Source organism: Serratia sp. Ser99 (assembly GCF_024519545.1).
GTDB classification, from domain to species: Bacteria; Pseudomonadota; Gammaproteobacteria; order Enterobacterales; family Enterobacteriaceae; genus Serratia; species Serratia liquefaciens.
The window spans coordinates 255806-273719 of the sequence record NZ_JALJRT010000002.1 but is presented as its reverse complement, the minus strand read 5'-3'; the positions used below and the strand labels follow the sequence as shown (position 1 = coordinate 273719).

Here is a 17914-nt window from a genome sequence, read left to right as displayed (position 1 = left end):
GATTCTTTTCTCCGGTCAATGGATCTCACCGCGATGACAGCACAAAACGTTCAAGCCCCGCGCCGCCCTGGTCGGCCGAGCGGCGGCACCAAGGGCACAGAAAAACGCGAGCACCTGCTGGACACGGCGCTTAATTTATTTGCTCGTCAGGGCATTGCCGATACTTCGCTCAATGCCATTGCCCGTGAAGCCGGCGTCACCCCCGCCATGCTCCACTACTATTTTCACAACCGCGAACAGCTGCTGGACGTGCTGATCGAAGAGCGTTTCCTGCCGGTACGGCTGGCCGCCGGCAGCGTTTTCGACGCCAATGCGGACGATCCTATTGCCGCCTTCACCCAACTGGCCCAAAGGTTTATCGATATCTCCATCGCGCATCCCTGGTTCGCCCCACTGTGGTTGCGAGAAGTGATGAGTGATAACGGCGTACTGAAGCAACGGATGGATGAGCGTTTTGGTGATGCGCAGCGCAAAGCGGCCCTGAAGTCGATTATGCGCTGGCAGGCAGAAGGCAAGCTGAGTGCCGATCTGGAACCCTCTTTGCTGTTTATCACCCTGTTTGGCATGACGCTGCTGCCGCTGGCCACCGCGCCGAAATGGCACCGCGACAACAACAGCAGCAACGGCCCGCAGCGCGCTGAAGTCATCGCGCGGCATGCCATTGCATTATTAAGCTACGGGCTGGGACCGCAGCGCTAGAACGAGATCCATTTTGGTGCGACTCGCTCCTCCAACGAGCGTCATGTCGCATCGGTATGGCTCCTTGTCCTCTGCTACCGCTAACTGTCTAGCTGGCACCCTTTTTGCTTTGGCTACTCCTGCTAATTTGGCTTGTTAATCAGGGGTAGCTTATGTTTCAAACAATTAGACTGGCTTTGCTCTGCTTCACCTTCAGCTTTACCGGCGTGGCAAACGCCGCCGGGGACTTACCGCACATCGTGATTTTAGCCACCGGCGGCACCATCGCCGGCTCTGCGGCCAGTAATACACAAACCACTGGTTATAAGGCTGGGGCACTGGGAGTGGAAACGCTGATTGCAGCGGTGCCGGAAATGCAGAAAGTCGCCCGCGTAGACGGCGAACAGATTGCCAATATCGGCAGCGAAAACATGACCAGCGATATCCTGCTCAAGCTGTCCAAGCGGGTCAATGAGCTGCTTTCACGCAGTGATGTGGATGGCGTGGTGATCACGCACGGAACCGATACGCTGGACGAATCGCCGTACTTTCTTAATCTGACGGTCAAGAGCAACAAACCTGTGGTGTTTACCGCCGCGATGCGCCCTGCCACGGCCATCAGCGCCGACGGCCCAATGAACCTGCTGGATGCGGTCACCGTTGCCGCCGACAAGCAGTCCGTGGGGCGTGGCGTTATGGTCGTTCTGAACGATCGCATTGGCTCGGCCCGTTTCAGCACCAAAACCAACGCCACCACGCTGGACACCTTCAAGGCCCCGGAGGAAGGCTATCTGGGCGTAATTGTCGGTGGCAAGCCCTACTTTGAAACCCGAGTCGACAAGATCCACACCACTCGCTCGGTATTTGACGTACGTGATGTCAAGGTGCTGCCAAAAGTCGACATTATTTATGGTTATCAGGACGACCCTGAATACATGTACGATGCGGCCATTCAGCATAAAGTGGATGGCATTGTTTACGCTGGCACCGGTGCCGGCTCGGTCTCAGTGCGCAGCTCTGCCGGGATCAAAAAAGCGGAGAAGGCCGGTGTGCTGGTGGTTCGCGCCAGCCGCACCGGCAGCGGTATTGTCCCCGAGGACAGCGGGCAACCTGGCCTGGTGTCCGATTCGCTCAACCCGGCCAAGGCGCGTATTCTGCTGATGCTGTCGCTGACCAAAACCCATAATCCTCGCGTCATTCAGGATTACTTCCACACGTATTGATCCGCGTTCTCTCGACAGGGCCAAGGCTGGCCCTGTTGTAACAAGACTTAAATGGCCGGCAGCTGACTGGTCACGCAGTGGATGCCCCCACCGCCAGCGGCGATAGCGTCGATATTCAACTGAACCACTTCACGCTGCGGGTAAAGCGCCGTCAATAATTCCAAAGCTGCGGCATCCGCCTCAGCATCGCCAAACTCCGGGGCGATAATCGCGCCGTTGATGACAAAGTAATTGATGTAACCGGCGGCAAAATCCGCATTGCCCTTGCTGAAGCGGCTACGGCGTGGATCCAGCGGTGGCGACACCGTATGCACCTGTATCTTGCGGCCATCGGCATCCGTGGCCTGTTTGAGGATCGCCAAATGATCCAGTGTGACCTGATGGTCGTAGGACTCAGGATCGCTGTCCAGATTGGCGATCACCACACCTGGGCTGACGAAACGGGCGTAAAAATCGACGTGAGCGTCGGTAATGTCTTTGCCTTTAATCCCCGGCAGCCAGATGATTTTTCGCAGGCCCAGCATCGCTTTGAGCTCTTGCTCTACCCGCTCACGGCTCCAGCCAGGGTTGCGGTTGCGATTGACCCAACTGCTCTCGGTCATGATGCCGGTGCCATGACCATCCACCTCGATACCACCGCCTTCTCCTGTCAAAGCGCTGCGGCGCAGTGGGTTAACGCCGAAATGTCTGGCCTGGAAAGCGGCCAACTGAGCATCTTTACCGTGCCGTTGCTTATTGCCCCAGCCGTTAAAGTTGAAGTCCACCGCCGCCAATTCACCCGCGTTGTTGGTAACGAAATTGGCAGCGATATCGCGCATCCAAATATCATCGAGCTCGGTAATGACAAAGGTCACATTGTGGCTACCGCATTTTCTCTCCGCTAACTCTCGTTCACGTTCGCGACAAAATACCGTCAGCGGCTGGTAAACCGCGATAGCACGGGCAATGCGCCCCAGAGCATCTTGCACGTCCGCCGTGAACGACCCCCAAATCGCCCGCTGTGCGCCAAAAGCGATAAAGGCGCATTGCTGAGGCTCCCCCTCATCGGGCATGCGCCAGTTCCCGCCAGCCGTTTTCTGAGCCGCGTGGCTGGACAATGATGCCAGCCCCATCGAGGCCGTCAGGCTAATGCCGGCAATCAGGGAAGCCTGTTTGATAAATTCACGACGTGTTGACATGGTTTGCTCCTGTATTGCCGCCAAAATAATAAGCTAAACTATTCAGCAAAAGACGGCGTGATGTCGATAACATCTATGTTATTCCTTTTATTCCGGGTAAAACAAAGGATACATTTAGCGGACACCTGATTAGATAGGCTTATCAATAATGTTAAAGCACTGGCCCCCGATGAACGCCCTGCGCGGTTTTGAAGCCGCCGCCCGGCTGGGCAGTTTCCACCAGGCCGCCGATGAGCTGCACCTCACTCAGTCGGCGATCAGCCAACAAATTCGCAGCCTGGAAGCCTTCCTGGAGCAACCGCTGTTTTTCCGTAGCGGCCGCAGCGTCAGCCTGACCGATGCCGGTCAGGATCTCTACAGCACCGCCCAGGTGATGCTGCAACAGTTGGCCGTTGGCATCCGCCGTCTGGAGCAGTACCGCAAGCCCAACCAGTTGATCGTCAACACCACGCCGGCGTTCGCCCGTCACTGGCTGGTTCCGCGCCTTAAAAGCTTCCACCGGCAGCACCCGGATATCGACCTTTGGCTGTTCACCACCTTCGACCCGCCGGATATGGCGACCGAAACCGTCGATCTGGCGATCCGTGACGATCTCAGTGCGCAAATTGAATGTAGCCTCAAAATGCTGCATCAGGATCGGCTCTATCCGGCTTGCCATCCTGAGCTGCTGAAACAGGACAAGGCACAACGCACCACCCTGCACGGCGAACGCGAGATGGACTGGAGCCATTGGGCCGTTCAGGGCGGCACCAACGTTGGGCAAAGCAGCCACGGCCTGAACTTCTCCGATCCCGGCCTGCTGTTGGATGCGGCCTGCGACGGCCTGGGCATCGCTCTGGTCAGCGAACTGCTGGCGCAACAGGCTCGGGCGCGTGGGGTGTTGCAGCCGATGACGGAGCAAAGCGTACGTGGCCCTCAGTGGGCCTGGCTTATTCATCGCGATAGCGAGAACAACCCGCTCACCCGGCATTTTTGTGAGTGGTTACTAACCCAATTGCCGGCGGTGATTTAACGTTCTACCTCACGCTTCCAAACGCCGGATAAAGCGCGGCAGATTGAGCGGTGCTACTTTCAATCAAGCGCCAGAACAAGCTTAAACAATGGTGCTAAGTGGTTGTTGAGATTGAATTCACCTGTCATCGTTCAATTCGAAAAGGAAAGGCTATGCATACTGGTTTATTGAAAACATTGGCACTCAGCGTGGCGCTGGCCACCCTCAGTCCTTCGGTATTCGCCGCTAATCTGAACGCCGGTGCCGTGGCGGCGCCGGATCAATATGGTGCCAAAGTGGCCGAACAAATTTTGAAGGCCGGCGGTAATGCCGTCGATGCTGCGGTCGCCACCGCCTTTACGCTGGCAGTGACCTACCCGGAGGCCGGCAACATCGGCGGCGGCGGTTTTATGACCCTGTACGTCGACGGCAAGCCCTACTTCCTCGACTACCGGGAAGTCGCCCCCAAAGCGGCCACCAAAACCATGTACCTCAACGAAAAAGGCGAAGTGATCGAGAACCTCAGCCTGGTGGGCACCAAGGCCGCCGGCGTACCCGGCACGGTACTCGGGCTGTGGGAAGCGCATAAACGCTTCGGCAAGTTGCCCTGGGCAGAACTGCTGACCCCGGCTATCGGCTATGCGCAACAAGGCTTTAAGGTGGCCGGCCAGCAATACCAATACCGTGAGGATGCCAATAAGCTGTTCGCCGACAAAACCAACTTCGGCGATTACTTTGGCAGCATGAAACCCGGCGCGGTGTTTAAACAGCCGGAGCTGGCCAAAACGCTGGAACGCATCGCCAACAAAGGCGCTGACGACTTCTATCAGGGGGAAACGGCCAAGCTGCTGATCGCCCAGATGCAGCGCGATGGCGGCCTGATCACCCAGGAGGATCTGACAGACTACCGGGTGAAATGGCGCGAACCGATGAAAATCGCCTGGCGCGGCAATACCCTTTATACCGCCCCGCTGCCGAGCTCCGGCGGCATCGCGCTGGCGCAGTTGCTGGGCATAAAGGAAGATCGTGCTGCCGATTTCAAAGGCGTTGAGCTGAACTCCGCCCGCTATATTCACTTACTGTCGGAAATCGAAAAGCGCGTCTTTGCCGATCGCGCCGATTACCTCGGCGATCCTGACTTTGCCAAGGTGCCGGTTGCTCAATTGGTCGCCCCGGATTATTTGCAAAAGCGGGCTGCGGAGATCAACCCGACCGCCATTTCACCGACCGAGAAGGTGCGGCCTGGGTTGGAACCCCATCAAACCACGCATTTCTCGATTGTTGACGCGCAGGGTAACGCGGTCAGCAATACCTATACGCTAAACTGGGACTTCGGCAGCGGCGTGGTAGTGAAAGGGGCAGGCTTCCTGTTGAATGACGAAATGGACGACTTCAGCGCCAAACCGGGCGTGGCCAATGCCTTTGGCGTGGTCGGTAGCGACGCCAACGCCATTGAACCGGGTAAACGCATGCTTTCGTCCATGAGCCCGACCATTATCACCCGCGACGGCAACGTTAGTCTGGTGATTGGTACCCCTGGCGGTTCTCGCATTTTCACCTCGATTTTCCAGGTGATAAACAATCTCTATGACTACCAGTTACCGCTGCAACAAGCGGTGGCCGCGCAGCGCGTCCATCACCAACTGTTGCCGAAAGACACTATCTTCTACGACGCTTTTGCTCCACTGACCGGCAAAGTGGCTGAACAGTTGAAAGCGATGGGTTACACACTGGAAGATCAGGGCTGGTACATGGGGGACATACAGGCGATCCGCGTCAAGGGTGACACGCCGGAAACCGCCTCCGATCCGCGTGGCCGCGGTGTGGGGCTGGTAGTGAAAAAATAACGATAAAACACCGGGCGGATCCGTTAGAGGTACGCCCGGTGTTTTTGTTTCTATTTGGCGACTGCAGCAGAATTAACCCCGGCGTTCGCCAGCTCGCCATACACTACCTGGCCACGGAAGCCGCGCCGAACCTGCTGGAACAATGCGCGGAAGGCAGGATAATCCTGTGCCTGACAGAGCGCGTCCTTACCGCGAACGGCATTCAGCTGTAGCCGATGATTGACCACCACCTGTTGCCCTTCGAGCTGCCATTCAACCTGGTATTTTCCGGCCGCATTGCTGAACTGCTGGTTCTTGGGGATGGCGATAATCGGCACGTTGGCGGGCAGGTGCAGGCGATAGGTCTCGTCGTACTGCTGCGCGGTGCAGAAGAACGGCGTTTCGTTAGTCGGGGCGGACGTCGTCGAGTAAAGCGTACGGAAAGACTTGCCGCCGGGCGGCGTCGGTACGGCCATACCGCCCACCACGCTGAAATCGACATAATCCTCGGCTTTGAATTTATAACTGTAGGCAAACGGCTTTTTGAGATCGAACGCATCGCCGTGCATCGCGATAACCCCACGGCCATCAATGCCTGAGGACGCCATGATGTTCTCTTCGACTCGCGCCCGGTTCTGCTGATTGATTTGCGAGAAATAGCCTCTCAGGTCGATCTCATCCACCTCACCCAGCTTGCGTTCAGTTTGGCCACGCATATTGCCCGCTTTATCGAAGTAGAAGTCCACGCTGAGCGACGTATTGTTGCGCTGTTCGTCATTGTCCGGGGTACGCGCCAGTTTGGCTTCGCGCGTCAGCAGGACCGGAGCCCCAAGGTCAGCCCCCGGCAGTTGGCCAAAGCGCGCCCAGGGGCTGGTAGAATCCAGATACAGATTGAACTCCGGCACGTAGGTAATCGCGTGGTTAAAACGCCCCAGCAGCGGCACCTTCGGCAATATCGGCCCTTGGTCCATGCCGATCAGCACCGGTGAACTGACGATGCCCTTGGCGGCCAGCAACGCCTCGAGCATCACCACATGATCCTTGCAATCGCCATAGTGGTTATCCAGGATGCTCTGCGCCGAATTCGGCTCCAGACCGCCGTTGCCCAAATAGACCGCCACATAACGAATATTCTGTGCCACCCAGCGATAAATCGCCGCCGTCTGCTCACGACGGTCGCTGATGCCGTCGGTAATTTTATCCGCCAACGCCTGGATCGCCGGGGTCACCTTGGCCGCCTGACTGGCTTTCTGTTGATAGGCTTTGGCCAGCTGTGGCCATTCGCGGTAGGTACTGGCCATGATGGTTGGGCTGAATGTCCAGCTGTTCGCCGACCAGTTTTGCGCTTTTAGCGGTTCACTGCGCCGGTAATGCCAGCGCCAGTGGGCCTGACCGTCGCGGATCTGCGGCTTATCTGCGCCCTCTACTCCTCGGGTAAAGACATGCATCGGCACATTGGCCGGCGCCTGCAAATTGACCTCGGCGTCATCAAACTGGTCAAAGACGCTGAAGGTCTCCCACAGGCCGAAGTAGTCCGGGAAGTACGGGGTATTTTGCGTGCGCAACACCTGATACACCACGCGAGAACCCGGCGCCAGGTTGGAGAAGACGATCACCTTTACCTTGCGATCGGCATACAGTGGCGCAGAGGCGCTGGAGTAGCTTTCCTGGGTATAAATGCGATCGGGCGCGACATCATGGCGCTGTCCATCGGCCGTCAGCGTATAGGCCGAAACCACCTTCAGCGTTTCCATTTTTTCGCTGTAGCTCAGGCGGATTTGGCTGAACTTCTCGACTGCCGCCTTGGTTTTGAGCAGCACCTCATAACTCTCGGTCTTGGTGTTGCTGGCATTGGCATGGACTTGATAATCCGCGCGGTAACGCACAAAGCTGAAATCATTGCTAACGGCGGCATCCTTGGTGGCGACCGACGGCGCTTCCACGGCCAACAGCGTTGCCGGGTGCGTCGCCGCCAGTCCAGCGGCCAACACGAGAGAAGGGATGACAATCTTCATCTTCGTTCCTTGAAGTTTTTTAAACGATAACAGTGACATTGATAAAGTGCTGACCACTGACGCAAGAGCCGCACACTAATACAACTGAGAATCGTTTTCAATAAAATACCGATTCGGCCGGGTGTGACCGACCTAACCCTGCTCTATCAACATGACAGCCGTAGTATCGTTCTCCAAAGCGTCAAAAATATGCTCGCGGTCGGCGGAATAACTGATGTAATCCCCTGCGTTCAATTCTACCGGTTGGTCCGTCGGCCCGACTAGCGCCCTGCCACTGCTGATAATCACATGCTCAATGGTGCCCGGCATATGCGGCCGCGAAATGCGGGCTTCGCCCGGTTGAACCTGTAGACGGTAAATATCGCGCTGTGCCCCTGGCGGGCAGGTCGCCAACAGAGTGGCGGCGTAGTTGGCCTGTTCGGAAACCGTGGTCACCCCTTCATGGGCGCGGATCACCTGTACGTGCTGGCGTGGCTGAGAAATCAACCGGCTGACCGGCACATCCAACGCCATCGCCAACGCCCACAAGGTTTCCAGGCTGGGGTTGCCGCTGCCGGTTTCCAACTGAGAAAGCGTCGATTTTGCAATCCCGGCTCGGCGAGCCAATTCGGTAACCGAGAGGCCCAATCTTTCGCGTTCACGGCGAATGGCGGCCGAAAGCAGGCCGATGGGCGTAGCGTTATTGCTGACAAAGTCGCTCATTGTTCACCATATCGTTCGTTTGTTCGGCTTGACGAACAGTCATCGAGTGTTCATCATAATGTTCAATTGTTCATTTTAATGATAACCGCCAACGGCGGCAAGCGCACTAGCAGGGAGAAGGCAAATGAAGATAAGAACCGGCGGCGTATTACAGATGACCCTCGCCATGGTCATTTCCGGAACCGTGGGCTGGCCGGTAATGCTGCTGGGGCAACCGCCCGCTACGGTGGTTTTCTGGCGCTGCGCGTTTGGCGCGCTAGCGATGCTGATCGCCTGCGCCCTGCTTGGCCTGCTTAAAAAAGACATGTTAACCCGACGTCAGGCTGCCATTGCGGTGCTGGGCGGTGTCGCCCTGGTGTTGAACTGGGTAATGTTGTTCGGCGCTTACAGCCATGCCTCTATTGCGGTGGCGACCGTCACCTACCACGTCCAGCCCTTTATGCTGGTTGGGCTCGGGGTGTTGTTTTTCGGCGAAAAAATGACGGCGACCAAGTTTGGCTGGCTGGTACTGGCCTTCGTCGGCATGTTGCTGATCATTAGCGGTAAACAAGATGGCGGCGATTCCAGTGCCGATTACTTCACTGGCGTGTTGCTGGCGCTGGGCGCTGCCTTTATGTATGCGGTAGCGGCGGCGATCGTCAAGCGTTTGAAAGGGGTGCCGCCGCACCTGATCGTGCTGATTCAGCTCACTCTGGGCGTCGTACTGCTGGCACCGTTCGCCGGCTGGGCCCAACTGCCGTCGACGGCTAACGGCTGGTTGCTGCTGGCGACCCTGGGTCTGGTTCACACCGGGCTGATGTCTTCCCTGCTGTACAGTGCCATCCAGAAAATCCCCACTGCCCTGGTAGGCGCGTTGTCTTTCATCTATCCCGTGGTGGCGATTATCGTCGACTGGGCGGTATTCGGACACCGCCTTAGCCTGATGCAGCTGTCGGGCGCTGCCGCCATCTTGCTTGCGGCAGCGGGCATGAACTTTGGCTGGCGGCTGGTACGGGCGAGAAAACTCGTGGGCGTGGTCGGTGATCAACAACCCTGAGCGCGATTTTTAAAACCGTTCGTTGCCGAATGATAAGCGAAACGCCTATCCCAAAAATATCAAAAGCTCAGCGAATTAACGTATTCGCCCTGGCCGGCAAGAGCTGTTATTTATTTAACCAGACACGGGAGGAGTTAACGATGGCACGCTACGTGTGGAATGACCGACTGAAGCAGAGCATCCGTTTCAGTTACTGGAATGAGCTGTGCGTTATTGACGATAACGGGGCCTTGGTGGCCCCGGTTCTCAAGCTAATAGATCTATTTTTCCGCCGTTTGATCGCGCAAGCGACTGACCTGCGCTTGCAGCTCGGGCCACGGCGCTTTCCCCGCATAGTTTTGCCGTAGATAGTTAAGCAATTCGGCGATCTGCCTGTCGTTCAGGTTATGGCGAAATGCCGGCATATAGCCCAGGTTGCTATTGGCCGGGCGTTGAATGCCGTCCAGCACCACCCGAATGGCATTGTCCGGCTTATCGGCATACAGGTTGGTGTTCAGCGCCAGTGAAGGTCGAACGCCGATCAGCTGAGCCCCCTTTTCCTGAGCATGGCATGCCATACAGGCACCGGAGAAAATACGTGCGCCTTCCGTGGTTAACGGCTCGGTCCGCGACTCGGCCCATTCATTCAAACGTTTGGCTTCCGTCACCTTAGACTCGCTCGGATGATAAGTGCGCAGATAAGTGGCTATGGCCTGCAAGTCTTGCTCCGGCAACCGCGAAAGCCCCTCTTCGATCACCGGTGCCATCGGCCCGGCTGCCACGCCGTGATTTGCCGAATACCCAGTGCGCATAAAGCTGAGCAAATCATCTTGTGTCCACTCCAGCGGTGCCAAAGAGCTGCCGGTTAGCGACGGAGCAGTCCAGTCTTCCGCCACGCCGCCGGTCAGGTGCTCAGCGCCGCCTTTCTCGCCAAACATCAGGTTGCGCGGCGAGTGGCAGGCGCTACAGTGGCCAAGGCCTTCGGTCAGATAGGCCCCGCGATTCCATTCGGCGCTTTGTGTCGGATCGGCCTTCATGGCGCCAGGCTTGAGGAACAGCCAGTTCCAGGTGACGATGCCCTGGCGAATGTTAAACGGAAAACTCAACTCGGTGGCCGGCGGCTGATATTTCACGGCCGGTTGCGACATCAGGTAGGCGTACAAGGCCTGCAGATCTTCATCGCTGGTGCGGGTAAACGCCGTGTAGGGAAAGGCCGGGTAGAGATAGTGCCCTTCGCGATCAACCCCATGACGCATCGCTCGTTCAAAGGCGGCATACGACCATTTCCCAATGCCGGTGTCGTTATCCGGAGTGATATTGGTGCTGTAAATGGTACCGAACGGAATCTCCATCGCCAATCCGCCGGTATTGCGCTCGCCGCCGGGCCGGGTATGGCACACCGCGCAGTCGCCGAGATCGGCCAGCACTTTCCCTTGGGCAATCTGTTGCTGACTAAAAACGTGATGATCCTTTTCCTCAAGCGGCGCTATTTCTGATTGCCAGCTGGCTATCGCCCCAATGACCACGGCGGCAACGACCGTCAGACTGCCCCAGCCGGCGATTTTCTTTATGCTGCTCATAGTGACTTATCCCTTTCTGCGCTGCCGGAAGCCTGTTGTTTTAACGCCTTTACCACTCGCTCAGGGGTAAAAGGCACCTCTCGCAGACGCACGCCCAGCGCGTCGAACAACGCATTGGCGATTGCCGCTGCGCTCGGCACCGAGGCGGATTCTCCTGCCCCCATAGAGGGTTCATCCGGATAGTCCAGCAGTTGGATATCAATCTGCGGTAACTCGTCAAACCGCAGGATCGGGTAACCGCCCCAATCCAGCGACGTCACGGACGCAGAGTCAAAGGTGACGAACTCTTTCAGCACCCGGCTGGCGGACTGAATGATATTGCCGTGCACCTGATGACGAACCCCTGCCGGGTTGATGATGCGGCCGCAGTCATGGGCAACGAAGATTTTATCCAACTTGATCTGACCGCTGTGGCGATTAACGCTGAGATCGCACACCCAGGCCGCCCAGGCGGCACCAAACCCAGGGAATTTACTGTGGAAATAACGCGCATAGGCAAAGCCGCGCCCCGTCACCCATTCAGGATCGCCGGACACCGGGCTGCGGTAGGCCGGGCCATCCTGCCAATTGGCCTGCTTTTTCAACGCTTGAATCAGCGCCACGGCACGCGGATCTTTCAAATATTGCAGGCGGAATGCGATCGGATCCTGCCCGGCTCGCCACGCCAGTTCATCAATCCAGGATTCGTGGGCGAACACGTTGGGTAACGCCGAGACCCCACGCATCCACGAAGCCCGCACAATCGGCGCGGCGTCCTGGCACACTACCCGCATATTGGGATATTCATATTGGGGAATGGCGGTTCTGTCGCCCATCTGCTGCACGTCTGCCCGATTGGGCACTTTACCGGCCAGTACCAGTGACAACGTCACAGCGTTGTTTGAAGGGTAGCTGGTTTTCAGTTCGTAAGCCGCCACCTGATTGTGCTTATCCAACCCGCCGCGGACTCGCATCAGTTGCCCGGTGCCCTTGGGTTCCCAACCTGCCTCTTGTTCACGCATCAACTGCACCCTGACCGGCTTGCCGGTGGCCTGCGATAACAGCGCAGCGTCAGCGGAGACGTCATCGGCACAGTTGCGACCGTAGCAGCCGGAGGCTTCCATGCGATTGATATGGACCTGCTCTGGCCGCCAATCGAGCAAGTGAGCGATGTCCTTACGCAAATCGTGAGGATTTTGCGTGCCAGACCAGATTTCTGCGCGATCGCGACCGACGTCGGCCACCGCACAGGACGGGCCGATCGACGCGTGTTGATGGTAAGGCCAGACGTAATCAGCACTGACCTCGGTATGCAACGAGGCCATAGCGGCATCGACCCCGGCATCATCACGCAGCACGCGATCGGTTTTGGGGTTTTCCACCAGGGCCTTATGCAATCCTGTAAGCGAAAGATCGGGTAAACCGGACCAGGGACGCCAGACGGTTTTCAGTTGCCGCATGGCGGCAATCGCCTGCTCTTCGCGTTCGGCGACGATACCGATGAAATCGTTAATCACCACCAGTTTTACGATGCCATGCAAATGGGCAATGGAGTCATGGTCAACCGACAGCAGGCCGCTACCCAACGGGGCGCTGCTGTCGGCGCCGATATAAGGCGGGCGCACCACTCTGCCATGCAGCATGCCTGGCAGGCGGAGGTCATGCACATAGGTCAGTTGGCCGGTCACCTTGGCCGGGATATCCACCCGCGGCACCGCCTTGCCCACGTAACGGCTCTCCGCCACGCTATTCAGCCTGATGGTTTTATCCAGGGCCACCTGTAAATTTTGCCCGCGGGCCAGTTCACCATAGCTCAGACTGACGTTGGGTTTGTCCCTCGCAAATACCCGGCCATTTTCAGCCTGCAGGCGTTCCACCGGTAACGCAAAGGCCTTTGCGGCCAGTGCCAGCAGCAATTGTCGCACCTGTGCGGCTGCCTGGCGCAGCGGTATAGAGGTCACCTGAATCGTGGCACTGGCGATGGTCGGCCCCTGATCCGGCGTGCGCTGGGTGTCACCCAAAATCACCGTAACGTGCTCGAAAGGTACGCTGATTTCATCGGCAACAATCTGTGCCAATGCGGTGCTAATACCGGTGCCGAGATCCACATGGCCGTTGAATGCGGTGACACGGCCATCGGCGGTCAGGCCGATAAAGCTGTCCACGCGATCGAGCGGCAGATCGCCCCCTACCACTGGCGTCGCTGCCAGGGCATTAAGCGACACAGGCAACAGGCTGCTGACCATTACCAGGCCACCGGCCTGCAACAGGCGGCGGCGCGTGATTTCCAGGCGGCTCATGCTTGCCCCCTTTCCGCCAACAGCTGACGGGCTTTGGCGGCAGCACGCAGGATCTCAATATGGGTGCCGCAGCGGCACAGGTTATAAGCCAGCTCATTTTTGATTTCTTGTTCATCTGCCTGCGGGTTTCGCTCAAACAGAGCAACCAGCGTCATGATCATACCGTTGGTGCAATAACCGCACTGCGCGGCCTGCTCATCGATAAAGCCTTGTTGAACCGGGTGCAGTTGCCCCGCCTCGCTCAGGCCTTCCAGCGTAGTAACGGATTTGTTGAGGGCACCGCTCAGCGGCAGCGAGCAGGAACGGGCGGCGACGCCATCGATCAGTACCGTGCAAGCACCGCACTCCCCGAGGCCACAGCCGTATTTGGGGCCATTCAGGCCCAGATCGTTGCGTAACACGTAGAGTAGCGGCGTTTCGGGTGAAATGGCGCCCAGTGCGACCATCCGGCCGTTTATTTTTATTTCCATGGTGAATACATATCCTTAACCAAACGGATTGCTCCGTAATATCACTGCGATGAATAATTCACAGCATGCTAATTATAATCATTAAAAGACTTTCTAATGTTAAGGGTATATAGTGCCAATTGCTTTAACGAAAAGTGGGTATTTATCATCAATTTCGAGTGGCATTAGAGCAGGACGTATTGATTGCGCACCAGTCGTTGACGGAAGGATCTACAGCGTACGGTCTGCTGGCGAGCAACGAGGAAACCCGTGCCGCGCATGAAACTGAGAGGAAGTAAGTGGCTGATTATTTATCTATTAATTCGACTAACTAAGCCATATTCGGCATTTCACACCCGAAAATATTTTGCTTATCATCATGATCTGTCTCTGAGGTTTGCTTCAGGGCCTGTCTACCGGAATTTTTGTCCTTGTTTTGTTCGTCGTGAACGCTCGGCCGCACCCAGGTGCGGCTTTTCTTTTTGTTGCCTCTCCCGCTTGTTACGCCCCCATGTTACCCATCCGTTAAATGACCAGGATCTGCGCGCTCAGCCTGATTTTCGCTCGCAATACGGCAGTTTTTGCTGCTCTTCCCTGGTGACAGTCACCCTTTTCCTTCCGTCGATCACATTACGGGTAACACAGTTTTTTAACACTCTTCAGCGTGATATCTGTCGCAAAACCGCCTGCCGAAAACCGCTTTTATAGCAATACGAAGTAACGCTAATTATTGACAGGTGAAACCATGACGACCTCTACATCCAATGAAGTGCTGTTGATTGCCCCAGTAATGGATAACCTGCTGGCCCGCCTTGAGGTAACCTTTGTGGTACATCGGTTATATGAACAAGAGGATGCGGCCGCTTTTCTGGCCGAAAAAGGTGCGGCCTTCCGTGCGGTCGTCACTCGGGGGGATATTGGGGTCGAGACGCCAGTGCTTGAACAATTACCCAACCTCGGGCTGATTGCGGTATTCGGCGTAGGCACTGACGCGATTGATCTGAATTACACCCGTAAACACGGCATTGCCGTCACCATCACCTCCGGCGCCTTGACGGAAGACGTGGCGGATATGGCTCTGGGATTGTTGCTGGCTACCGCTCGTCAGCTGTGCCACAACGATCGTTTTGTGCGTGAAGGTCACTGGCTGAAAGAGGCGCCGGGCCTGTCGGTGCAGGTCAGCGGCAAACGGCTTGGCATTTTCGGCATGGGCAATATCGGCCGCGCCATCGCCCAACGCGCCGCCGGTTTCAATATGCGTATCCAATACGCCAGCCGCACGCAGGACAGTTCGCTGCCCTATCGCTATTTCCCAGATCTGCTGGCTTTAGCGCGGGAAAGCGACTTCTTTATCATTGCTATTTCCGGCGGTAAAGACAGCGCTGGCCTGGTGGACAAGGCGGTGTTCGACGCCCTGCCTTCCCATGCCCTGGTGATTAACATTGCTCGCGGCAGCATCGTTAATGAACCCAACCTGATTACCGCCCTGCAAAGTGGCGCCATCGCCGGTGCCGGGCTCGACGTTTATGCCCACGAACCCGAGGTTCCTGCAGAACTGATCGCCATGGAAAACGTGGTGCTGCAACCGCATATCGCCAGCGCCACCCAGGAAACCCGGCAAAAGATGAGCGATATCGTGTTTACCAACGTTGAAGCTTTCTTCAACCGGGCGCCGCTGCCCCACGCCATCGAGTAACTGACGCGTTTTCTTTTCGATTTTATTACCGCCGAATCACAGAACCTCTTCATTGAGAGGTTCTCCCTGCGCCCTATAAAGAGAGATCGCCATGGATAATAAAATACCCAACACCCGCTGGCTGCGGGTTATTGCCCCGATCCTGATCGCCTGCATCATTTCCTTTATGGACCGGGTTAATATCAGTTTTGCGCTGCCTGGCGGTATGGAGAGCGACCTGGGCATTACCAGCCAGATGGCCGGGCTGGCCAGTGGCATCTTTTTTATCGGTTATCTGTTTTTGCAGGTTCCCGGCGGACGCATCGCGGTCAACGGCAGCGGCAAGCGTTTTATTGCCTGGTCCCTGTGTGCCTGGGCGGTGGTGTCAGTTGCGACCGGCTTTGTCACTAACCACTATCAGCTGCTGGTATTACGCTTCGTATTGGGCATCTCTGAAGGCGGTATGTTACCGGTAGTGTTAACCATGATCAGCAACTGGTTCCCGGAAAAAGAACTGGGCCGCGCCAACGCCTTTGTCATGATGTTCGCCCCATTGGGTGGCATGCTCACCGCCCCGATCTCTGGCGCAATCATTAACGCATTCGACTGGCGTTGGTTGTTTATCATCGAAGGCCTGTTGTCGCTGGTGGTATTGGCCGTGTGGTGGCTGCTGATCAGCGACCGCCCACAGGAAGCGCGCTGGCTGCCGGCCCGTGAGCGCGACTATCTGATAACCGAACTAACGCGCGAACGGCAAGAACGCAGCAAACTGCAACCGGTCAGCAAAGCACCACTGAGAGATGTCTTCCGTAACAAGGGCTTGATGAAGCTGGTGCTGCTGAACTTTTTCTATCAAACCGGCGACTACGGCTACACCCTGTGGCTGCCCACCATTTTAAAAAACCTGACCGGCGGTAACATGGCCTCGGTCGGCTTCCTGGCAATCTTGCCATTCGTCGCGACGCTGTTGGGGATCTACCTGATTTCAGTGCTCACCGATAAAACCGGCAAACGCCGCCTGTGGGTGATGGTTTCATTGTTCTGCTTTGCTGCGGCGCTACTGGCTTCAGTGGTGCTGCGTCATAACGTGGTGGCGGCCTACATTGCCCTGGTGGTGTGTGGCTTCTTCCTCAAAGCCGCTACCAGCCCGTTCTGGTCCATGCCTGGGCGTATCGCCTCGGCGGAAGTGGCCGGCGGCGCACGCGGTGTGATTAACGGTTTGGGCAATTTGGGCGGTTTCTGCGGGCCTTACCTGGTGGGCGTGATGATCTACCTCTATGGTCAGAACGTGGCGGTATGCGGTCTGGCAGTCTCACTGATCATCGCCGGCATCATCGCCTGGCGCTTGCCGAAGGAATGTGACCTGACCGGCAGTGAACCGACGCACGACAAACTGCTGGACAACGCCAAACGGGCCTGAATAACAACGAAAACCACGAGCGGGCTACGGCAAAATTTGCTATGTTAGCCCGCTGATTAAGGTCTGTTGTTACTCGCTGGATTAGGTCTATGTTTACCCATAAAGCAATCGCCGAACTCAATGCGCTGGAATTGTTGGTTTATAACTACATCACCAAAAACAAGAACCCGGTGATGTATATGACCATCCGCGAACTTGCCGAGGCCGCCGGGGTATCCACCACTACCGTACTGCGCTTTTGCAAGAAAATGGGCTGCGACGGCTACTCCGAATTTCGCATCCGCTTCAAGCTGTATCTTGAGCAGACCGAAGCACCGCCGATGGATTTTGGCACCAGCGAAATCATCAGCTTTTTTAAAAGCATTAATAACGACGAATTTAATCAACTGTTAGATCAGGCGGTGCAGCATATTGCCGCTGCTGAGCGCATTATTTTCGTCGGCGTCAGCACCTCCGGAGCATTGGGGAAATACGGCGCGCGTTTCTTTTCCAACGTTGGAAAATTCAGCACCCATATCGACGACCCTTATTATCCCATCAATAGCGACATGTATAAAAGCGCGGTCGCAATAATACTTTCGGTGTCTGGAGAGACCGAAGAAATTTTGCGCCTCGCCAGCCAGTTCAGCCTGCACCACTGCAAAATCATCAGCATCACCAACAACGAAACCTCCTCGCTGGCACGCATGGCGGACTTTAACCTCTCATACCACGTTCCCCCGCAGTTGATCGCCGGGCAACACAATATCACCACCCAAATCCCGGTCATTTACATTATCGAAACCATCGGCAAGCGGCTTGGGCATATTAATTACGCAAAATAAAACAGCCTGTTTTTTTAATGTGACACGTCACCTGAGTGGTGATTTGTTATATCGTGACA

Annotated in this window: 14 protein-coding genes; 8 read left to right on the top strand and 6 right to left on the bottom strand. The window is 56.6% G+C overall.

The window, feature by feature from the left end; genetic code table 11:
* The first annotated feature begins 33 nt into the window (after positions 1-33).
* Together NR114_RS05365 and fraE are read left to right on the top strand one after the other, a co-directional pair.
* Positions 34-699, top strand: a complete 666-nt coding sequence (locus NR114_RS05365) for a TetR/AcrR family transcriptional regulator (protein WP_234529651.1) — start codon at positions 34-36, stop codon at positions 697-699.
* 152 nt (positions 700-851) lie between these two features.
* On the top strand, positions 852-1901 hold the full coding sequence (gene fraE / locus NR114_RS05360; RefSeq protein ID WP_234529650.1) for a fructose-asparagine asparaginase: 1050 nt from the start codon (positions 852-854) through the stop codon (positions 1899-1901).
* A 47-nt stretch (positions 1902-1948) separates the two neighbouring features.
* On the opposite strand, the gene NR114_RS05355 is transcribed toward fraE, so the two are convergent.
* Positions 1949-3079, bottom strand: a complete 1131-nt coding sequence (locus NR114_RS05355) for an agmatine/peptidylarginine deiminase (RefSeq protein ID WP_234529649.1) — start codon at positions 3077-3079, stop codon at positions 1949-1951.
* Positions 3080-3227: 148 nt separating this feature from the next.
* Here NR114_RS05355 and NR114_RS05350 point away from each other — a divergent pair, with 148 nt between their 5' ends.
* The gene (locus NR114_RS05350; RefSeq protein WP_234529648.1) at positions 3228-4091 is read left to right on the top strand and encodes a LysR family transcriptional regulator; all 864 of its coding nucleotides are present in this window, start codon (positions 3228-3230) and stop codon (positions 4089-4091) included.
* A gap of 152 nt (positions 4092-4243) precedes the next feature.
* Entirely contained in the window at positions 4244-5917 is a 1674-nt protein-coding gene (gene ggt, locus NR114_RS05345) for a gamma-glutamyltransferase (protein WP_234529647.1), read from the top strand.
* A 50-nt stretch (positions 5918-5967) separates the two neighbouring features.
* Here ggt and NR114_RS05340 read toward each other — a convergent pair whose 3' ends face one another.
* Both NR114_RS05340 and NR114_RS05335 read right to left on the bottom strand, forming a co-directional pair.
* Positions 5968-7911 (bottom strand): DUF3857 domain-containing protein, encoded by a 1944-nt coding sequence (locus NR114_RS05340; protein WP_122079394.1) that lies wholly within the window; start codon positions 7909-7911, stop codon positions 5968-5970.
* A 132-nt stretch (positions 7912-8043) separates the two neighbouring features.
* A complete protein-coding gene (locus NR114_RS05335; protein ID WP_020826957.1) occupies positions 8044-8613 on the bottom strand; it encodes a helix-turn-helix domain-containing protein in 570 nt (189 codons plus the stop codon).
* 124 nt (positions 8614-8737) lie between these two features.
* Here NR114_RS05335 and NR114_RS05330 point away from each other — a divergent pair, with 124 nt between their 5' ends.
* Positions 8738-9649 (top strand): DMT family transporter, encoded by a 912-nt coding sequence (locus NR114_RS05330; protein ID WP_234529646.1) that lies wholly within the window; start codon positions 8738-8740, stop codon positions 9647-9649.
* Between the two features lie 260 nt (positions 9650-9909).
* On the opposite strand, the gene NR114_RS05325 is transcribed toward NR114_RS05330, so the two are convergent.
* Genes NR114_RS05325 through NR114_RS05315 form a run of 3 tightly spaced genes read right to left on the bottom strand, consistent with a single transcriptional unit; the run spans position 9910 to position 13957 of the window.
* A complete protein-coding gene (locus NR114_RS05325; RefSeq protein WP_197820952.1) occupies positions 9910-11208 on the bottom strand; it encodes a cytochrome c in 1299 nt (432 codons plus the stop codon).
* Positions 11205-13487, bottom strand: coding sequence for a molybdopterin cofactor-binding domain-containing protein (locus NR114_RS05320; RefSeq protein WP_256813717.1), 2283 nt, complete (start codon positions 13485-13487; stop codon positions 11205-11207). Before NR114_RS05320 ends, NR114_RS05325 begins: the two co-directional genes overlap by 4 nt.
* On the bottom strand, positions 13484-13957 hold the full coding sequence (locus NR114_RS05315) for a (2Fe-2S)-binding protein (RefSeq protein ID WP_046373499.1): 474 nt from the start codon (positions 13955-13957) through the stop codon (positions 13484-13486). The genes NR114_RS05320 and NR114_RS05315 overlap by 4 nt, the downstream gene beginning before the upstream one ends.
* Positions 13958-14681: 724 nt before the next feature.
* Here NR114_RS05315 and NR114_RS05310 point away from each other — a divergent pair.
* The 3 genes from NR114_RS05310 to NR114_RS05300 all read left to right on the top strand — a co-directional run bounded on the left by NR114_RS05310 (position 14682) and on the right by NR114_RS05300 (position 17855).
* Positions 14682-15632 (top strand): 2-hydroxyacid dehydrogenase, encoded by a 951-nt coding sequence (locus NR114_RS05310; protein ID WP_234529643.1) that lies wholly within the window; start codon positions 14682-14684, stop codon positions 15630-15632.
* A 91-nt stretch (positions 15633-15723) separates the two neighbouring features.
* Positions 15724-17031 (top strand): MFS transporter, encoded by a 1308-nt coding sequence (locus tag NR114_RS05305; protein WP_046373497.1) that lies wholly within the window; start codon positions 15724-15726, stop codon positions 17029-17031.
* 89 nt (positions 17032-17120) lie between these two features.
* Positions 17121-17855, top strand: a complete 735-nt coding sequence (locus NR114_RS05300; RefSeq protein ID WP_020826964.1) for a MurR/RpiR family transcriptional regulator — start codon at positions 17121-17123, stop codon at positions 17853-17855.
* Positions 17856-17914 lie beyond the last annotated feature (59 nt).

Bases quoted from the DNA above. Each gene is read 5' to 3' on its own strand.
- NR114_RS05320 (WP_256813717.1), bottom strand. From the start codon at position 13,487: ATGAGCCGCCTGGAAATCACGCGCCGCCGCCTGTTGCAGGCCGGTGGC.
- NR114_RS05335 (WP_020826957.1), bottom strand. From the start codon at position 8,613: ATGAGCGACTTTGTCAGCAATAACGCTACGCCCATCGGCCTGCTTTCG.
- NR114_RS05340 (WP_122079394.1), bottom strand. From the start codon at position 7,911: ATGAAGATTGTCATCCCTTCTCTCGTGTTGGCCGCTGGACTGGCGGCG.
- NR114_RS05315 (WP_046373499.1), bottom strand. From the start codon at position 13,957: ATGGAAATAAAAATAAACGGCCGGATGGTCGCACTGGGCGCCATTTCA.
- ggt (WP_234529647.1), top strand. From the start codon at position 4,244: ATGCATACTGGTTTATTGAAAACATTGGCACTCAGCGTGGCGCTGGCC.
- NR114_RS05355 (WP_234529649.1), bottom strand. From the start codon at position 3,079: ATGTCAACACGTCGTGAATTTATCAAACAGGCTTCCCTGATTGCCGGC.
- NR114_RS05350 (WP_234529648.1), top strand. From the start codon at position 3,228: ATGTTAAAGCACTGGCCCCCGATGAACGCCCTGCGCGGTTTTGAAGCC.
- NR114_RS05330 (WP_234529646.1), top strand. From the start codon at position 8,738: ATGAAGATAAGAACCGGCGGCGTATTACAGATGACCCTCGCCATGGTC.
- NR114_RS05325 (WP_197820952.1), bottom strand. From the start codon at position 11,208: ATGAGCAGCATAAAGAAAATCGCCGGCTGGGGCAGTCTGACGGTCGTT.
- NR114_RS05305 (WP_046373497.1), top strand. From the start codon at position 15,724: ATGGATAATAAAATACCCAACACCCGCTGGCTGCGGGTTATTGCCCCG.
- fraE (WP_234529650.1), top strand. From the start codon at position 852: ATGTTTCAAACAATTAGACTGGCTTTGCTCTGCTTCACCTTCAGCTTT.
- NR114_RS05300 (WP_020826964.1), top strand. From the start codon at position 17,121: ATGTTTACCCATAAAGCAATCGCCGAACTCAATGCGCTGGAATTGTTG.
- NR114_RS05365 (WP_234529651.1), top strand. From the start codon at position 34: ATGACAGCACAAAACGTTCAAGCCCCGCGCCGCCCTGGTCGGCCGAGC.
- NR114_RS05310 (WP_234529643.1), top strand. From the start codon at position 14,682: ATGACGACCTCTACATCCAATGAAGTGCTGTTGATTGCCCCAGTAATG.